Here is a 16,354-nt window from a genome sequence, read left to right as displayed (position 1 = left end):
GAGTACAGTTAAGGTTGATTTACCTTCCTTTTGTCAGGTAAATCTTAAACTTAAATGTTGTCAGCTTCGCTGATTAACATTGATGTTACGATTGCGTAAGCAATCAAAAACTAAGTTTTAAGATTTTCTGTAGCAAAGCGAAGAAAAATCATCCTTAACTGTACTCTGTACTCTGTCAACTGTACTCTGAATAAAGGTTCGTATTTTTTAAGATATCTAAGTTGAATAAAAATATTACATGTTATAAAATAAAAGAAAATCAATAAATAGGTAGGTGAAAAACTTGGCAGATGTTGCTTTGATTTGTGTAACACATGATCCGAAGGGTAAAAATTTAAAGTTTTATGAGAAGGTAAGCAATGTTTTTAGGGAGATTTATTCTAATTTATTTATTACAGTAAGTGAAGAAACTGATATTAAATTACAAGAAAAACTTATGGCAGGAGGCTTTAATGTAAAAGTAATAGCTAAAAAGGGTGCAGCTAATGCTAGAAGAGAAGCTGTAAATTTTGCACTTTCAGGGAATGATAAGTATTTTCATTATTGTGATTTTGATAGACTACTTACCTGGGCTATTGAATATGAAAGTGAACTTAGAAGAATTCCTTTATACATAGAACAATTTAATTATCTTATATTAGGAAGGACGGAAGAAGCTTTTAACACTCATCCTGTTGAATGGATTGAAACAGAGAAGATTACAAATAAGATATTTTCATTAGAATTTGGACAAGAAGTAGATATTACTGCTGGCTCCTCTGGTTTTTCAAGAAAAAGTGCAGAGGCTATTGCAAAATATTCTAAAGATAAAATGACAGATGCGGAATGGCCAATGATAGTGCATAGAATTGAAAAGTTAAAAGTTGGATACAAGGCAGTTAAAGGATTATTGTATAAGGAAGAAGAAAATGGATATGGAAGAAAAATTTCAGCTTCAGAAAGATGGCTATCTAGAGTGAAATTATGTTATATTATTAGTGAATCAGCCGTAAAAACTGGAAAAGAAAATTAAGGCATCTTAAAGAAAATAACTAATAAAGGTAGGTTTCTATGAGATATTATACAGTCGGTGAATTAAGCAAAATTGTAAATATGAATATCGAAACAATTCGTTATTATGAAAAGATAAACTTAATCCCTAAACCAGAAAAGTTTGAAAATGGATATAAAAAGTATTCAGAAATGTATGTATACAAATTAAAATTAATAATGAAAGCAAAATCTTATGGTTTTACTCTACATGAAATAGCTAATTTCCTTTGTGAGGTTTCAAATAACGGAATTGAAGGAATGGGATTTAATGAGATTATTGAAAATAAAGTAAAAGAAGTAGATGAAGAGTGCAAAAAGCTTATTCACAAAAAAGAAATGCTAATAGAATTTCAAAGTGAAATAGAAGAACTAACATGCCCTGTGCTAAATAAAATAATAAATGAAAAAAATGTTTGACAATGTAGTATACTCCACATAGTATAATTTTATTATAAATTAGGTATGCTTGGAGGAGAAATGATGAAAATAAAAGCGGAGATTATTAGAGGGCTTGTTAAAAATGTTCATCCATATGGATGCAGACAGGAAGTATTAAATCAAATAGATTATTGTAAAAAAGCTAAACAATTTAATGGAGCTAAAAAGGTTTTAATAATCGGTGCTTCGTCAGGCTTTGGTCTTGCAACTAGAATTTCATTGGCATTTGGAGGTTCAAAAGCTGATACTATTGGAGTATCATATGAAACAGGTGCAACGGATAGAAGGCTTGGAACAGCTGGCTGGTATAATAATATATTTTTTAAAGAGTTTGCAGAAAAAGAAGGTTTAATCGCCAAAAACTTTATTGATGATGCTTTCTCATATGAAGTTAAAGAAAAGGTAATTGAATACATAAAAAAAGAGTTTGGAAAAATAGATTTGCTTGTGTATAGTCTTGCTGCACCAAGAAGGAAAGACTATAAAACAGGAAAAATCTATAATTCAACAATTAAAACAACCTCCGGAGAATTCACAGGTAATACTATTGATATTTCTAACGATGAAATAGTTATGAAAAAGGTTAGTAGTGCAACTCCAGAGGAAATAGAAGGTACTAAAAAGGTAATGGGAGGGGAGGATTTAGAAGAATGGTGCTATGAGCTTTTGAAGAATAACTGTTTTTCTGATAAAGCAATTGCCATAACCTACTCATATATAGGATCGCCAAAGACGTATAAGATATATAGAGAAGGTACTATAGGGGTAGCAAAAAAAAATCTTGAAGAAACTGTTCTTAGGATAAATAAAAAACTTTCAGAAGAAATAGGTGGAAGGGCATTTGTATCTGTAAATAAGGCATTAGTAACAAAAGCAAGTGCATACATTCCAACGTTTCCTGTATATGCTGCAATTTTGTATAAGGTTATGAAAGAAAAAAATATTCATGAAAACTGTATAATGCAGATGCAGAGAATGTTTTCAGAAAAAATATATTCAGGAAGTAAGATAGAATTTGATGAAGCTGGTAGACTTAGAATGGATGATTTAGAACTCAGGGAAGATGTGCAAAGAGAAGTAGATGAGCTTTGGAAAAAAGTCACTCCAGAAAATTTTAAAGTTTTATCAGATTATGCTGGTTATAAAAATGAATTTATGCAGCTAAATGGTTTTGATGTTGATAAAGTAAATTATGATTCGGAAGTTAATACTGAAATATTGAAAAAAATGATACCATAAATAAAGATAAACCACTTGAAACTTTAAAATTAATTTGTATCAAAATGCTGGCTTTTGGGCATTATGATGCAAATTGATTTTGGTAGTTGAAATGGTTTATCTATAAATGAAGCAAGGTGGAATTAGGTTGGTTGAGCTAAAAGAGTTATCTCTTCACGATGGAAAAGAAATATTTGATATGATTAAAGAAATTGGACCGGGCGAAAATGGATATATGAATGCTGGATATAATATAAGTTATGATGAGTTTGAAAGTTATCTTATTGGACATATAGAAATGTCTAAAGGTATAAATTTAAATTCTAAATATGTTCCACAAACAACATATTGGCTATATATTGATGAAAAACCGGTTGGGATTACAAAGCTTAGGCATTATTTGAATGAAAACTTAAAAAAAGAGGGAGGACATATAGGATATACTATAAGGCCAACTGAAAGAGGAAAGGGGTATGGTAAGCTAATACTTAAAGAAGCTTTAAAAAAAGCTAAAGAAAAAAGTATGCTGGAAGTACTTTTAACTTGCAATGAAAATAATACAGCTTCAAGAAGTGTAATAGAGGAAAATGGTGGAGAACTTCAGGATATTATTGAAGGTATATGCAGATATTGGATAAGAAAATTTTAATTACAAAAGAGGTGAGAATTTACGAAAATTAATAAAATAACAACTAACGCTATAGCATATGAATTTGATGAACTTGGAAGCTGCCTAACCTATGCATTTTTAATTGAAAAAGAAAATGCCTTCTATTTAATAGATACATTTTGCGGCAGTGATTATATGATGCCCATAATAAAAAAAATAGGTGAGAAAAAAGTTACAGCTATAAATACACATTCTCATTGGGATCATGTATGGGGAAATTGCTGTTTTCAAAAATCTGATATAATAAGTCATGAAAAGTGCAGGAAACTGTTAGATGGAGTATGGGAAAAGGATTTAGAAAAAAACAAGAAATATGCTTTAGGAAATACAACTAAATGCTTGCCAAACATAACTTTTACGGATAAATTAGAATTTCATAAAGATGGTATTGAAATATTTTATAGTCCGGGTCATACTATAGATTGTATTTCTATATTTGATCATGAAAATAAGACGCTTTATGTAGGGGATAATTTAGAAAAACCTAATGTATCTGTTGAAGATGATGATATTGAAACTTATATTAATACACTTAAAAAATACATAAGTTATAAGCCTAAAAGGATTATGGCAGGGCATACTTTAAATTTAACGGAGCAGGATATTTTAGATACGATTGAACATTTGAAGAAAAAAGGAGACTAGAATTATGATTAACTTTGATTATTTTTTACCAACAAGACTTTTATTTGGACCTGGTAAGCTAGCGCAAATAGGAAAAATTACAAAAGAGTATGGCAATAAGGCATTAATAGTTACAGGAAGAAGCAGTACTAAAAAAACAGGTTTATTAGATAGAACAGTTTCATATTTAAAAACAGCAGGGGTTGAAAGTGTTATATTTGATAAAGTTCCATCAAATCCACTTACAACTACAGCAGAAGCTGGTGTTAAGTTGGCTAAGGAAGCTGGCTGTAATGTTGTAATTGCATTAGGTGGGGGAAGTGCGATGGATGCTGCTAAGGCAATTGCTTTTATGGCTATTAATGAAGGAGACATTAATGATTACATATTTGGAAGAAAAATAGGAACGACTGCGCTCCCGATAATAGCGGTAACAACAACAGCAGGAACTGGAAGCGAAGGAGACAAGCTTGCTGTTTTAACTAACCCTGAGAATAACGATAAGAAATCCTTAAATTCACCACTTATATATCCAAAGGTTTCAATAATTGATGCTGAGCTTATGACAACACTTCCAAGACATATAATAGCACCTACTGGAATTGATGTCTTCTGCCATGCAGCTGAGGCATATGTTTCAAACAATAGCAATCCAATAAGTGAAATTTTAGCTTTAAAGGCTATGGAACTTGTATACCAAAACTTGCCTAAGGTGTATGAAAATCCAGAAGATATAGAGGCATGGAGTAAAATGGCTTTTGCTAATACACTTGGTGGAATGGTGATAGATGCATCGGGAGTAGCACTTGCTCATGGACTTGAACATCCTGTAAGTGGTCTTTTGGATGTAACACATGGTGAAGGGCTAGCAGCAATTTTAGCTAATTGGGCAGAATATTCGTACGAGAGCGCAGAAGAAAAATTTGCAAACATAGCTAAAATACTTGGTGAAGATGTAGAAGGCTTAAGTGTTCATGATGCCGCTAAAAAGAGCATAAATGGAATTAAAAAACTTCTTAAGAAATTAGATTTAAATAAGACACTAGGAGACCTAGGCGTAAAGGAAGAACATATAGAATGGCTTTCAAATAATGCTGTAAAAACCATGACTTATGCTATAGGAAATAATCCAAGAAAGCCTGAACTTGACGAAATAAAAATGTTATATAGAAAATGCCTTTAATTTGAGTACAGATTAATAAATGTTTACATATTTTGAAAATGATGATAATATTATAAATAAAATTTACTTAAGGGGGAGGACTATGTCTACAATGGTTGTGTTTTCATTTATTAATATAATAATTATTTTAGCCTTATTAGGCATCGGAATTTATGGATTTGTATTGTTTATAAAACTTGCTAAAAGGGGAATCAAAGCACTAGATATTTATATTGAGGAAAAGTCTAATAATAAGCTTAAATAAGAGACCGTGGGAGAAAATAAAAAGACAGAGTAAAGAGTTGATAGTAGAGAGTAGAGTTAAGGATGATTTACTTTTCCTTACGTCAGGTAAATCTTAAACTTAAATGGTGTCAGCTTCGCTGAACGACATTTATGATACGATTGCGTAAGCAATCAAAAATAAGTTTTAAGATTTTCCGTAGTGAAACGGAAGAAAATCATCATTCACTCTACTCTCTACTCTTTACTCTCTACTCTGTTTTTTACTTTGTATTAATTTTAAGCTTCAGTGTTTACTGGTTTCTTTAATATACCAAGAAGTATTGCAGTAATAACTGCTCCAATTATGATTGATAATAAGTATAATAAAGGGTTTCCTTTAACTATAGCTATTACAAATATTCCGCCGTGAGGGGCTGGAAGGCCTATATTAAAGAACATAGCTAAAGCTCCTGCTACAGCTGAACCTACAACAGATGCAGGTATTACTCTAGTTGGATCACTAGCAGCAAAAGGAATAGCACCTTCAGTTATAAAACAAGCACCCATTATATAGCAAGTTAAACCAGATTTTTTTTCATCAGCAGTAAATTTGTTTTTGAATAAAGTAGTTGCAAGGGCAATTCCAAGAGGAGGAACCATACCGCCAGCCATAACAGCAGCATGTGGATAATAGTTTCCAGAACTTATCATTGCAATACCAAAAGCAAAAGCAGCTTTGTTTATTGGACCACCCATGTCGATAGCCATCATTCCGCCCAATACTAAACCTAGAATAAGTTTATTTGTTGTACCCATTCCAGTTAACCAATGTTGAAGACCTAAATTTATTGCTTTTGCAGGTCCTACTATTACAATAAACATTATTGCACCAGTAATAAATATACCAAACAGTGGATATATAAGTACAGGTTTTAAACCATCAAGGGTTTCAGGGAGTTTTGCAAATATTTTCTTTAAAAGAACAACTACATAACCACCAAGGAAACCAGCAATTAAGCCACCTATAAAGCCTGCACCATTATTTGCTGCAATGAATCCACCAACCATAGCTGGCGCAAAACCAGGTCTATCAGCAATACTCATACCAATAAAGCCGGCAAGTACAGGAATCATTAAGGCAAATGCATTTCCGCCGCCTATATCGTTCAATAATTTTGCAAAATAATTATAAGTAGGATCTTTAGGATCATAAGCTTTAATTCCAAACATAAAAGATACAGCAATTAATATACCGCCACCAACGACAAAAGGAAGCATGTTTGAAATACCATTCATAAGGTGTTTATAGAAACCTACTCTTTGTCCAGACGATTTAGTAGAAGCACTAGCACTTCCACCTTCATGCTTGTACACAGGAGCATCTCCATTTAATGCCTTAGTTATAAGCTCTTCTGGTCTTTTGATACCGTCAACTACTGGTACTTGAAGAACCTTTTTACCATCAAATCTTGCCATTTCAACTTGCTTATCAGCAGCAACAATAATTCCAGCTGCTTTTTCTATTTCTTCAGCAGTTAATCTGTTTTTTACACCAGTTGATCCGTTAGTTTCAACTTTTATGTCTACACCCATTTCTTTAGCCTTATTTTTTAAAGCATCTGCGGACATATATGTATGTGCAATTCCAGTTGGGCATGCAGTAACAGCTAATACAAGACCTTTTGAATTTTCATTTTCTGTTTGTATTTCTTCTGAAACTTCTTCTTCTAATTTTTCTTCTTCTTGACTATTAATAAGATTTAGAACTTCATCTTCACTTTTTGCTTCAAGAAGACCATTTTTAAAGTCTGGATTCATTAGCATAGTAGATAATCTAGATAAAGTTTCTAAATGTTCATTGTTAGCACCTTCGCTTGCTGCTATCATAAAAAATATATTAGCAGGTTGTCCATCAAGTGAATCATAATCTACTCCATCTTTTGAAAGTCCAAAAGCTAAAGCAGGTGTTTTTACGGCAGCAGTTTTTGCATGGGGGATTGCAATTCCATCACCAATTCCTGTAGAGAATTCTGATTCTCTTTTTAATATGGCTTTTTTGTACTCGTCTTTGTCATTTAACTTTCCAGCGCTGTAAAGCTTATCAACTAATTCATCGATTACAGCTGGTTTTGTTGTTGATTTTAAATTTAAAATAATAGTGTCTTTACTTAAAAGTTCTGTAATTTTCATTATTAACCTCCTAATTGAATGAAATCATTGTAAATCCTAAACTAATATTATCTAGGTATGGGGTTATAGTTTAGAATTTTTATGATTTCACAATAATATAAATATAATTATTTGTACCAAAATAAGAATAAGCTGCATATTTTGGTACAAATGAATTTTATAATTTTGAAACTTGAATTTGTTTTAAATAGTGCTCAACATCTTCTTTTATGCATAAATCCTTTGAAAAGGCTGTTGTACTTCCAGAAGCAGCACCATATCTGAAAGCTTCTAGTATATCTTTATTTTCAGAGTATTTTGCAAGGAATCCACCTATTACAGAATCACCAGCACCAACTGAATTTTTAACAGTGCCTTTAGCAGGTGTTGCATGATAAACTCCAGAAGAATTGATTAAAAGAGCACCTTTTGCAGCCATTGATATAATAACATTTTGGGCACCCATTTCAATTAATTTTTTTGCATAAAATATTATGTCTTCTTTAGTTTCAAGTTCTTTGTTAAATATTTCACCTAATTCATGATTATTTGGTTTTATTAAAAATGGCTTGTTTTTTAAAGTAGCAACTAAAGCATCGCCAGTTGTATCAACAATGACTTTAACGTTATTGTCAGCACATTTTTCTTGAATAATAGAGTAAATATTGCTAGGAACAGATTTTTGAACATTACCAGCTAATACTAAATAATCTTCAGAAGTTAAACTTTTTATTATATCAAATAATTTTTCTAAATCGCTAGAAGTAACTTCAGGACCAGCACCGTTAATTTCTGTTTCAGTGTCAGACTTCATTTTCACATTTATTCTAGTGTCCTCTTTTACCTCAATGAATTGAGTTTCTACACCTTGTTCTTCTAAGGAATCTACAATAAACTTACCTGTAAAGCCACCAACAAATCCTAAAGCCTTACTTTTTACACCAAGATTATTTAAAACTCTTGATACATTTATTCCCTTTCCGCCAGCAAACTTTTCGTTGCTTGATACCCTATTAACTGAACCTTGCTTAAATTTATCTACATTTATTACATAATCTATAGCGGGATTGAAAGTAACTGTATATATCATTTATTTTCACAACCTTTACAAAATAGTTTAATTTTTAACACTATGAATATGATAATACAAATTCAATCAAAAAACAACACAATTAATCATAAAATTATTGGTTTAAAACCATAAATGAAAATATATAATCAATAACAAACATGCCAAATGTCGATATTTAAAATTAATACAAATTTTATGGCATATTATTGGAGGTTTAACCTAAAAATAACTAATAATGTGTTTTTTATGTTTAAATATGATATAATGTGTAAGAACGTTAAATTAATAAGTATAACTTTTCATATAAATGTCAAAGATATATTATGTATTAAAATTTTTGAGGTGAATTTAATGAAAATTGGAAGTATAGTTAAAATTGAAGACAACAACGATTGGAAAGGCTTTTACGGTATTGTGAAATACATGAAAGATGAAGAGGCATATATTTTTTGCATTAAAAACCCATGTTATCTTTACAAGGCTTCTCATAGAAATAATATAGTTGTTGTAGGATAGATTTACTATATAAGCATTGCTTAGACAATAACAAGTGACTTTATATTATTTTGCAGGTGGTTTTTATAATATTTAAAATTATTCCCCATATAAACCACCTCAATATCAATTTAACCCCTTTACTTTATATAAGGCATCTTCAAAAAATAATAAATCCATCTAGGAAATGGTTTTGTGTAATACTTTGTCAATAGAACCCACTAAGACTATTAAGTATTAACGGAATTTCCTTGTAGTATGGAATTGTTATTTTTTGAAGATGCCTAATATGCATATGCGTATTTGCAATAAAAATATGTATATGCATATTTTTATTGCAAATTTTTTTATATATGACAGGAAGCTTTGATATATGTGTTAAAATAAATGATAAGAAGGAGATGATTTTATGAAAGAAGGTAAACTAAGTGAAGTGGCTTCAAAAGTAGGAAATCCACTTTGGGAAAACTTTATAATGCGAAATGAAGAAATTCATGATAGAGAATATGATATAAGAAGTGATTTTGAAAAAGATTATAATAGAATCCTTCATTGTACAGCATATAGACGTTTAAAGCACAAAACACAAGTTTTCTTTGCAACAGGACATGATCATATATGTACTAGGATAGAACATGTTAACCATGTTTCAGCTGTAAGCTACAATATAGCTAACTTTCTAGGATTAAATACAGAACTTGCCAATGCTATTGCAATTGGTCATGATTTAGGACATGCTCCTTTTGGACATGAAGGTGAAAGAATTTTAAGAGATATAATAAAAAAAGAAATAGATGGGACATATTGGCACGAGCAAAATAGTCTAAAATTTGTAGATGAACTTGAGACACTGCCAGACCAAGAAGGAAATGAAAAAAATTTAAATTTAACTTATGCCGTTAGGGATGGTATTATAAGTCATTGTGGAGAGGTCAATGAGAATGCGGTGTATCCAAGAAAAGAGTTTATTGACCTTAAAAAAATTTCAAAGCCAAATGAGTATTCACCATATACCTGGGAAGGATGCGTTGTAAAGATAGCTGACAAAATATCATATTTGGGAAGAGATATTGAGGATGCTATTACTTTAAAAATATTGGCAGATGATAAGATTAAGGAGCTTAAAGGAATTATTGGCGATGTTGTAAATATTAATGTAGGAAATATAAATAATACATTTCTCATGCATGATTTTACAATTGATTTGTGCAAGAATAGTTCTATTAAGGAAGGACTTAGATTTTCAGATAAATATTTAAAACTTATGAATTCTATTAAGCAGTTTAACTATGACAATATATATAATCATAAGAGACTAGAATTTTTTAAGGATTATGCAAGACTTATAATAAGATCCATTTTTAAAACTCTTAAGGAATTTTATTCAAATAAAAATATATTTGACGAATTGGAGAAGGCAAGAGCTGACTATCCAAATTTAATTCATTCTTTTAAGGATTGGCTTATTAAGTATTCATTTAGTTCTTGGAAAATAGAAAGGGCTGCAAATTATAAAAATAAATTGATATATAATTTAAATGATGAAAGAGAATATATAAGAGCTGTTGTAGATTATATAACTGGTATGACAGATCAATATGCCATAAAAATATTTGAGGAGCTTATTAAATTCGAGTAAATGGAATGCTAAGTAAGAGTATCACAGGATGTTAAATAAAATTAATAAATCTAAGGTAAAAAACTTTAAAAGCCTAAGAAGCTTCAATAACTCGCTGAAAGGATGCTCAGACAATTGAAGCATCTAAGGCTTTTAAAGTTTTTTATCTAAGATTTATAAAATTTTATTTAAATCATCCTGTAATACTCTTACTTAGCATTTACAGTGGTTTAAGGAAAAAATTCCTCCGTGCCTACGGAATTTTGAAATACATATCTATTTTAAAATATGTAATTATTTTGTAAACTTAAAATAGCAACTGCGACAATTTAAATAACATCTTATAAATCTTAGGGGAATATTCTCAAAAGCCTTAGAAATTTCAATCTGTTTGAACGTTAGTGAGTTATTGAAATTTCTTAGGATTTTAAGAATATTCCTCTTAGATTTATTGATGTTATTTAATGTTCCAGAATGCTCTTACTTACCATTATTTTTATTTTTTGAATATGACAAGCTTACTTGCTGCATAGTTAAAAATTACTACAATTATGTTTGCAATGATTTTTGCTACAAAATTATGTATTCTAAGCATTTGTACACATAAAAACATAGTGCCTAAATCGATAAAAAGTGATATAAACCTAAAAGTAAAGAAAGAAATAGTTTCTTTTAGCAGTACATTTAAATCTTTGCTGTAACTTTTAAAAACAAAAAGTTTGTTAGTTACAAATGCAAAAATTACTGCAAAAACCCATGCAAATACAGAGGCAATCATGTAATTAAGATTAAGCTTGGAAGTTAAAATCCAATAAGACGCTAAATTAATTATAGTTGTAAACCCACCAAAAATAAGATAAGATATTTTTTCTATATTATTTTCAGTTAAATATTTATCTTTAATTTCATTTAATTCTCTCATATAATATACCTACTTTAAATTATTTTTAACAATAATAATATAACTTTTAAATAGGGGAGTGTCAAGAAAAAAGACGTGCAATTTGAAATTTGAAAATTGCTTATCCAAGTTTATTTTGGAAAATTACAATTTAACACAGAGTACGGAGTACAGAGTACAGAGTACAACGAAGGATGATTTTTCTACGCGAGCGTAGAAAAATCTGAAAATTTATTTTCTTTATTGCTTACGCAATCGCACAATACATGGTGCTCAGCGAAGCTGACAACATTAAGTTTAAGATTTACCTGAGAGAAGCGAAAGGTAAATCATCATTAACTGTACCCTGCTTTTCAAATTGTAATTTTATTAAGAGACATTATGTATTAAAAATTTCAAGATTCACGGTGGTTTATCTTTATCTGTATATGTTCAGTGTTTTGCACTATTCTAAAATTCCGTAGGCACGGAGGAATTTTTACATTAAACTACTGTAAATGCGAAGTAAGTGCATTGTAGGATGATTTAAATAAAATTGTATAAATCTTAGGTGAAAAACATTAAAAGCCTTAGATGTTTCAATTGTCTGAGCGCTTTTTCAGCGAGTTATTGAAACTTCTTAGGCTTTTAACGTTTTTTAGCTTAGATTTATTAATTTTATTTAATATCCTGCGATGCACTTACTTCGCAATGTTTATTCGTTATAACCGTTAGGATGAGCACTGTGCCATTTCCAGGCAGTTTCAATTATTGTTTCAAGTGAATTAAATTTAGGTTCCCATCCAAGTTCGTTTATTGCTTTATCGGAAGAGGCTATTAAGATTGCAGGATCACCAGCACGTCTTTCAGCAACTTCTGCTTTTATATTTATACCAGTAACTTTTCTTGCTACTTCAACAACTTCCTTAACTGAGAAGCCTTTACCATTTCCTAAATTAAAGATTCTGCTATCTCCGCCATTTTGAAGTCTTTTTAATGCTAGTAGATGGGCTGATGCAAGATCAGAAACATGAACGTAATCTCTAATACATGAACCATCCTTTGTATTGTAGTCATCTCCAAAAATCATTATTTTTTCTCTTACGCCACTAGCAGCTTGAAGTATTATTGGAATAAGATGAGTTTCAGGATTATGATCCTCACCAATTTGTCCATTTACATGTGCTCCACAAGCATTAAAATATCTAAGAGCAGTATATTTTATTCCATAAGCCTTATCACACCATTTAAGTATTTTTTCAACTGCAAGTTTTGATTCTCCATAAGGATTTGTAGGGAAAGTTCTGTCTTCTTCCTGTATTGGTGTACTTTCAGGTTCTCCATAAGTTGCTGCTGTTGATGAAAATACTATATATTTTACACCATGCTTGTTCATTGCACCTAAAAGTTTTACTACTGAATGTATATTATTATCAAAGTATTTAAGTGGATTTGTAACACTTTCTCCAACAAGAGAATTTGCAGCAAAATCTATTACAGCATCAATTTTGTTTTCTGTAAAAACTTTATCAAGAAATTCTGAATCTCTAAGATCTCCGACATAAAGTTTTTGACCTAAAACAGAAGATTTATGTCCTGATTGTAAATTGTCAAGTATAACAACTTCATGATTATTTTCTAATAAATGGGCTACCATGTGACTTCCTATATATCCAGCGCCACCGCAAACTAATACTTTCATTTATATATCCTCCTTGTATGTGAATAGTAAATATAATAATTAACTTAGAAAAGGTTTTCTTTACTACACATCCTATTATAATTCATTCTAGCACAAAAGTCATTGGCATAAAAGAGAATTTATTATTAAGTTTTTATGAAATCCTATAAATATATTTGGGTTATATGATATTTACTTTACAATGCGATATAAAACTGATAGAATTTAAGAAAAGGTTTCCACAAAATTAAGTTGGGAGGTTAAGTTAGGTATTATGTCTGTAAATATAAAAGATGTTGCACGAGAAGCCAAAGTCTCAATGAGCACTGTATCTAGAGTTATAAATAACAACTATCCTGTAAAACAAGAAACAAGGGAAAGAGTTGAAAATGCAATCAAAAAATTAAAGTTTAATCCTAATACACTTGCTAGAGCACTTATAAATCATAATACTAAAACAATTGGTGTATTAGTTCCCAGTATAGATAACCTATTTTTCCCAACGGTAATTAGAGCTATAGAAAATGTATTGAGAAAAAATGGATATTCTATATATCTTTGTGATACAGATGATAAAGCTAAGCAGGAAGTTTTTTATATAAAGTCTTTGATGGGAAGACAAGTTGATGGACTTATTTGTATAGATCCCAAGACTGAAAATATGAAAAGTGGTTTTTATGAAGAGATTAGTAGACAAATACCTCTTGTTTGTATAAACGGTTACAATAAAAATATAAATTGTAATTTTGTGTTAAATGACCAAGAAAGTGGAGCAAAACAAGCAATGGAGTATTTGATAGAAATGGGTCATAAAAATATTTTGTTTGTTAGAGGAAGAAAGAGTTATTCTTATGATTTAAAGGAAGATGTATATTTAGAAATACTGAAAAAGAAAAAGCTTTCTAAATATAAGAAGATAATAGATATAGGTGATGGAAATAGTTATGAAACTGTAAATAATACCATGGATATAATTTGTGAGGAGCTTAAAGAGAGTAAACCTCCAATAGCTATATTTGCATGTAATGATCTTATGGCAATGGGAGTATTAAATGCATGTAAAAAGATGAAACTTGATGTTCCTGGTGATGTATCTATAATTGGTTTTGATAATATAGTAATTACTAGGCTAGTTGAACCTCAAATTACAACCGTAGATCAAAACATGTATTTGTTGGGTGAAAATGCTGGAAAGATGCTTTTGGACATAATAAACGATAATAACGAAAAGATTGGAATGGTAAAACTAAATACAAGGCTTATCATACGAGAAAGCTGTAGAAAGTTATAAAAAAATATATGAAAAAAAATCTCCTAATTAATATGGAGATTTTTTTATTTAAATTTTTAATTAGTAATGTTAAAATAAGTAATGGATGTAGCATAAATTTTTACTTATGATGAAAACATTGAGTGTTTTACTTCATATTTAAAACATATTGAATAATTAATGTAAATGTTGCTAATAATATTTACATAAAATTCTACATGTAGAAAATATTGAGGTGAAGTAAATATGAGATTGCCAAATCATATAGGAATTATTCCAGATGGAAATAGAAGGTGGGCAGCATCAAGAGGTATGCAAAAGGAAGAAGGCTATGATAATGGAATAAATCCTGGACTTAGTCTATTCAAACTATGTCAGCGTGAAGGAATAAAAGAAGTGACATATTATGGTTTTACTACGGATAACAATAAAAGACCACTAAAACAAAGAATTGCATTTACTAAGGCATGTATAGATGCAGTCAAGGTTTTAGCCAAAGAGGATGCTTCACTTCTTGTTGTTGGAAATACAGATTCAGATGTGTTCCCTAAGGAATTAATCCCTTTAACGAAGAGAAAAAAATTTGGTAAGGGAGGAATTAAGGTTAATTTTTTAGTGAACTATGGTTGGGAATGGGATTTAAATAATTTAAAAAAATGTGATAGTAATAAAAAGAATGTAGCAAATTATATAAAATCTGCAGATGTATCTAGAATAGATTTGATAATTAGATGGGGAGGAAGAAGAAGACTTAGTGGATTTTTACCAGTTCAATCAGTATATTCAGACTTTTATATAGTAGATAATTATTGGCCAGATTTTAAGGAAGCAGATTTTTATAAAGCATTAGAATGGTATAATAATCAGGATATTACCCTTGGTGGATAAGAATAGTTAAGCTGCTAAGGTTAAAACATAGATTATTATGAAGATATACCATTGTGAAATTTGAAACTAATTTCACTTTGGTTTTCCTTTAGTTGCATGTGGAATATTACTCTAATTTGAGGGAGATTTTTACAATGAGATATGATGGATTAGTAATAGATATAGATAATAGTATATTTAATGCTGAAAATGAAGACAAGCATTTAGAAGATATAAAAGCTATTAAGTCATTAACAAGCAGAAATATACCTGTTATTATTTGTACAGAAAATGATAAGGAATATGCTAAAAGAGTAATTGAACGTTTTAATATAATAGAGCCGGCTATTATCAAGGAAGGTGCAGCGGTTTATTCACCTTTTGAAGTAGAATTTAATTTTAATTTTCATTTGCCGCTAAGAACTGTAAAAATACTTTGTAGTTGGGCTAATGAAAATAATGTTTCAATAAGTTTAATGACAAGCAGTGGAGAAATAAAATATGATAAATGGTCTTTGGCATTACAGAAATTTGTTTTAAATGATGAAAGCTTATGTCAATGTTCAATTGTTAATGAAGTTATAATGCATATTTCAAGTGATGAAGTAAAAACAAAATTGTTTGATTATACTTCTAATAATGATTTAGATTGTTATCTACGTATTCGTGATAAATACATTGTTCAATTTATGCCTAAAATCGATAAAGTAAAGGCATTAAGATACTTAGCTGAAAAGAAAAAATGGAATATAAAAAATTTTATAGCTCTTGGCAAGATTTCTAATATTTCCTCATTATTTGAAGAAGTTGGGCTTGGAATTTCAACATGTTCAAATTTACAGGACCAATGCAATATTGGTAAAAAGGATAGTAATGAAATTAATTGTAATATAATAAGAAAGTGCGTAGAATGTTATTTTTAGAAAAAGGGAA

The 16,354-nt window shown here is 30.0% G+C and carries 16 protein-coding genes; 12 read left to right on the top strand and 4 right to left on the bottom strand.

Annotated elements, in window-relative coordinates; translation table 11 throughout:
- Window positions 1–283: 283 nt before the first annotated feature.
- The 7 genes from CUEA01_RS09380 to CUEA01_RS09350 all read left to right on the top strand — a co-directional run bounded on the left by CUEA01_RS09380 (window position 284) and on the right by CUEA01_RS09350 (window position 5,409).
- The gene (locus CUEA01_RS09380; RefSeq protein ID WP_234121377.1) at window positions 284–1,012 is read left to right on the top strand and encodes a hypothetical protein; all 729 of its coding nucleotides are present in this window, start codon (window positions 284–286) and stop codon (window positions 1,010–1,012) included.
- A 38-nt stretch (window positions 1,013–1,050) separates the two neighbouring features.
- Window positions 1,051–1,449: a MerR family transcriptional regulator gene (locus CUEA01_RS09375; protein ID WP_234121376.1), complete on the top strand. Its 399-nt coding sequence runs from the start codon at window positions 1,051–1,053 to the stop codon at window positions 1,447–1,449.
- A gap of 63 nt (window positions 1,450–1,512) precedes the next feature.
- Window positions 1,513–2,709, top strand: a complete 1,197-nt coding sequence (gene fabV / locus CUEA01_RS09370; protein WP_234121375.1) for an enoyl-ACP reductase FabV — start codon at window positions 1,513–1,515, stop codon at window positions 2,707–2,709.
- A 106-nt stretch (window positions 2,710–2,815) separates the two neighbouring features.
- Window positions 2,816–3,337 (top strand): GNAT family N-acetyltransferase, encoded by a 522-nt coding sequence (locus tag CUEA01_RS09365; protein ID WP_234121374.1) that lies wholly within the window; start codon window positions 2,816–2,818, stop codon window positions 3,335–3,337.
- Window positions 3,338–3,364: 27 nt separating this feature from the next.
- On the top strand, window positions 3,365–4,003 hold the full coding sequence (locus CUEA01_RS09360; protein ID WP_329603990.1) for an MBL fold metallo-hydrolase: 639 nt from the start codon (window positions 3,365–3,367) through the stop codon (window positions 4,001–4,003).
- 4 nt (window positions 4,004–4,007) lie between these two features.
- Window positions 4,008–5,165: an iron-containing alcohol dehydrogenase gene (locus CUEA01_RS09355; protein ID WP_235699826.1), complete on the top strand. Its 1,158-nt coding sequence runs from the start codon at window positions 4,008–4,010 to the stop codon at window positions 5,163–5,165.
- Window positions 5,166–5,247: 82 nt separating this feature from the next.
- A complete protein-coding gene (locus tag CUEA01_RS09350) occupies window positions 5,248–5,409 on the top strand; it encodes a hypothetical protein (protein WP_234121373.1) in 162 nt (53 codons plus the stop codon).
- 257 nt (window positions 5,410–5,666) lie between these two features.
- On the opposite strand, the gene CUEA01_RS09345 is transcribed toward CUEA01_RS09350, so the two are convergent.
- Both CUEA01_RS09345 and pfkB read right to left on the bottom strand, forming a co-directional pair.
- On the bottom strand, window positions 5,667–7,559 hold the full coding sequence (locus CUEA01_RS09345; RefSeq protein ID WP_234121372.1) for a PTS fructose transporter subunit IIABC: 1,893 nt from the start codon (window positions 7,557–7,559) through the stop codon (window positions 5,667–5,669).
- Between the two features lie 157 nt (window positions 7,560–7,716).
- Window positions 7,717–8,628 (bottom strand): 1-phosphofructokinase, encoded by a 912-nt coding sequence (pfkB, locus tag CUEA01_RS09340; RefSeq protein ID WP_234121371.1) that lies wholly within the window; start codon window positions 8,626–8,628, stop codon window positions 7,717–7,719.
- A gap of 147 nt (window positions 8,629–8,775) precedes the next feature.
- Here pfkB and CUEA01_RS09335 point away from each other — a divergent pair, with 147 nt between their 5' ends.
- Together CUEA01_RS09335 and CUEA01_RS09330 are read left to right on the top strand one after the other, a co-directional pair.
- Window positions 8,776–9,126: a hypothetical protein gene (locus CUEA01_RS09335; RefSeq protein WP_234121370.1), complete on the top strand. Its 351-nt coding sequence runs from the start codon at window positions 8,776–8,778 to the stop codon at window positions 9,124–9,126.
- Between the two features lie 388 nt (window positions 9,127–9,514).
- Window positions 9,515–10,744, top strand: a complete 1,230-nt coding sequence (locus tag CUEA01_RS09330; RefSeq protein WP_234121369.1) for a deoxyguanosinetriphosphate triphosphohydrolase family protein — start codon at window positions 9,515–9,517, stop codon at window positions 10,742–10,744.
- A 475-nt stretch (window positions 10,745–11,219) separates the two neighbouring features.
- Here the strand turns inward: CUEA01_RS09330 and CUEA01_RS09325 are convergent, their stop codons facing one another.
- Window positions 11,220–11,645: a GtrA family protein gene (locus tag CUEA01_RS09325; protein WP_234121368.1), complete on the bottom strand. Its 426-nt coding sequence runs from the start codon at window positions 11,643–11,645 to the stop codon at window positions 11,220–11,222.
- Window positions 11,646–12,318: 673 nt separating this feature from the next.
- Entirely contained in the window at window positions 12,319–13,305 is a 987-nt protein-coding gene (galE, locus tag CUEA01_RS09320; RefSeq protein ID WP_234121367.1) for a UDP-glucose 4-epimerase GalE, read from the bottom strand.
- A 253-nt stretch (window positions 13,306–13,558) separates the two neighbouring features.
- Between galE and CUEA01_RS09315 the strand changes: the two genes are divergently transcribed.
- The 3 genes from CUEA01_RS09315 to CUEA01_RS09305 all read left to right on the top strand — a co-directional run bounded on the left by CUEA01_RS09315 (window position 13,559) and on the right by CUEA01_RS09305 (window position 16,344).
- Complete coding sequence (locus CUEA01_RS09315) at window positions 13,559–14,575, top strand: LacI family DNA-binding transcriptional regulator (RefSeq protein WP_234121366.1); 1,017 nt, start codon at window positions 13,559–13,561, stop codon at window positions 14,573–14,575.
- Between the two features lie 225 nt (window positions 14,576–14,800).
- Entirely contained in the window at window positions 14,801–15,442 is a 642-nt protein-coding gene (gene uppS / locus CUEA01_RS09310) for a polyprenyl diphosphate synthase (protein ID WP_234121365.1), read from the top strand.
- Window positions 15,443–15,576: 134 nt separating this feature from the next.
- Entirely contained in the window at window positions 15,577–16,344 is a 768-nt protein-coding gene (locus CUEA01_RS09305) for an HAD hydrolase family protein (protein WP_234121364.1), read from the top strand.
- Window positions 16,345–16,354: the final 10 nt, after the last annotated feature.

It is taken from the genome of Clostridium hydrogenum (genome assembly GCF_021432385.1).
GTDB lineage: Bacteria > Bacillota > Clostridia > Clostridiales > Clostridiaceae > Clostridium_S > Clostridium_S hydrogenum.
This window is presented reverse-complemented; position numbering and strand designations above follow the sequence as displayed.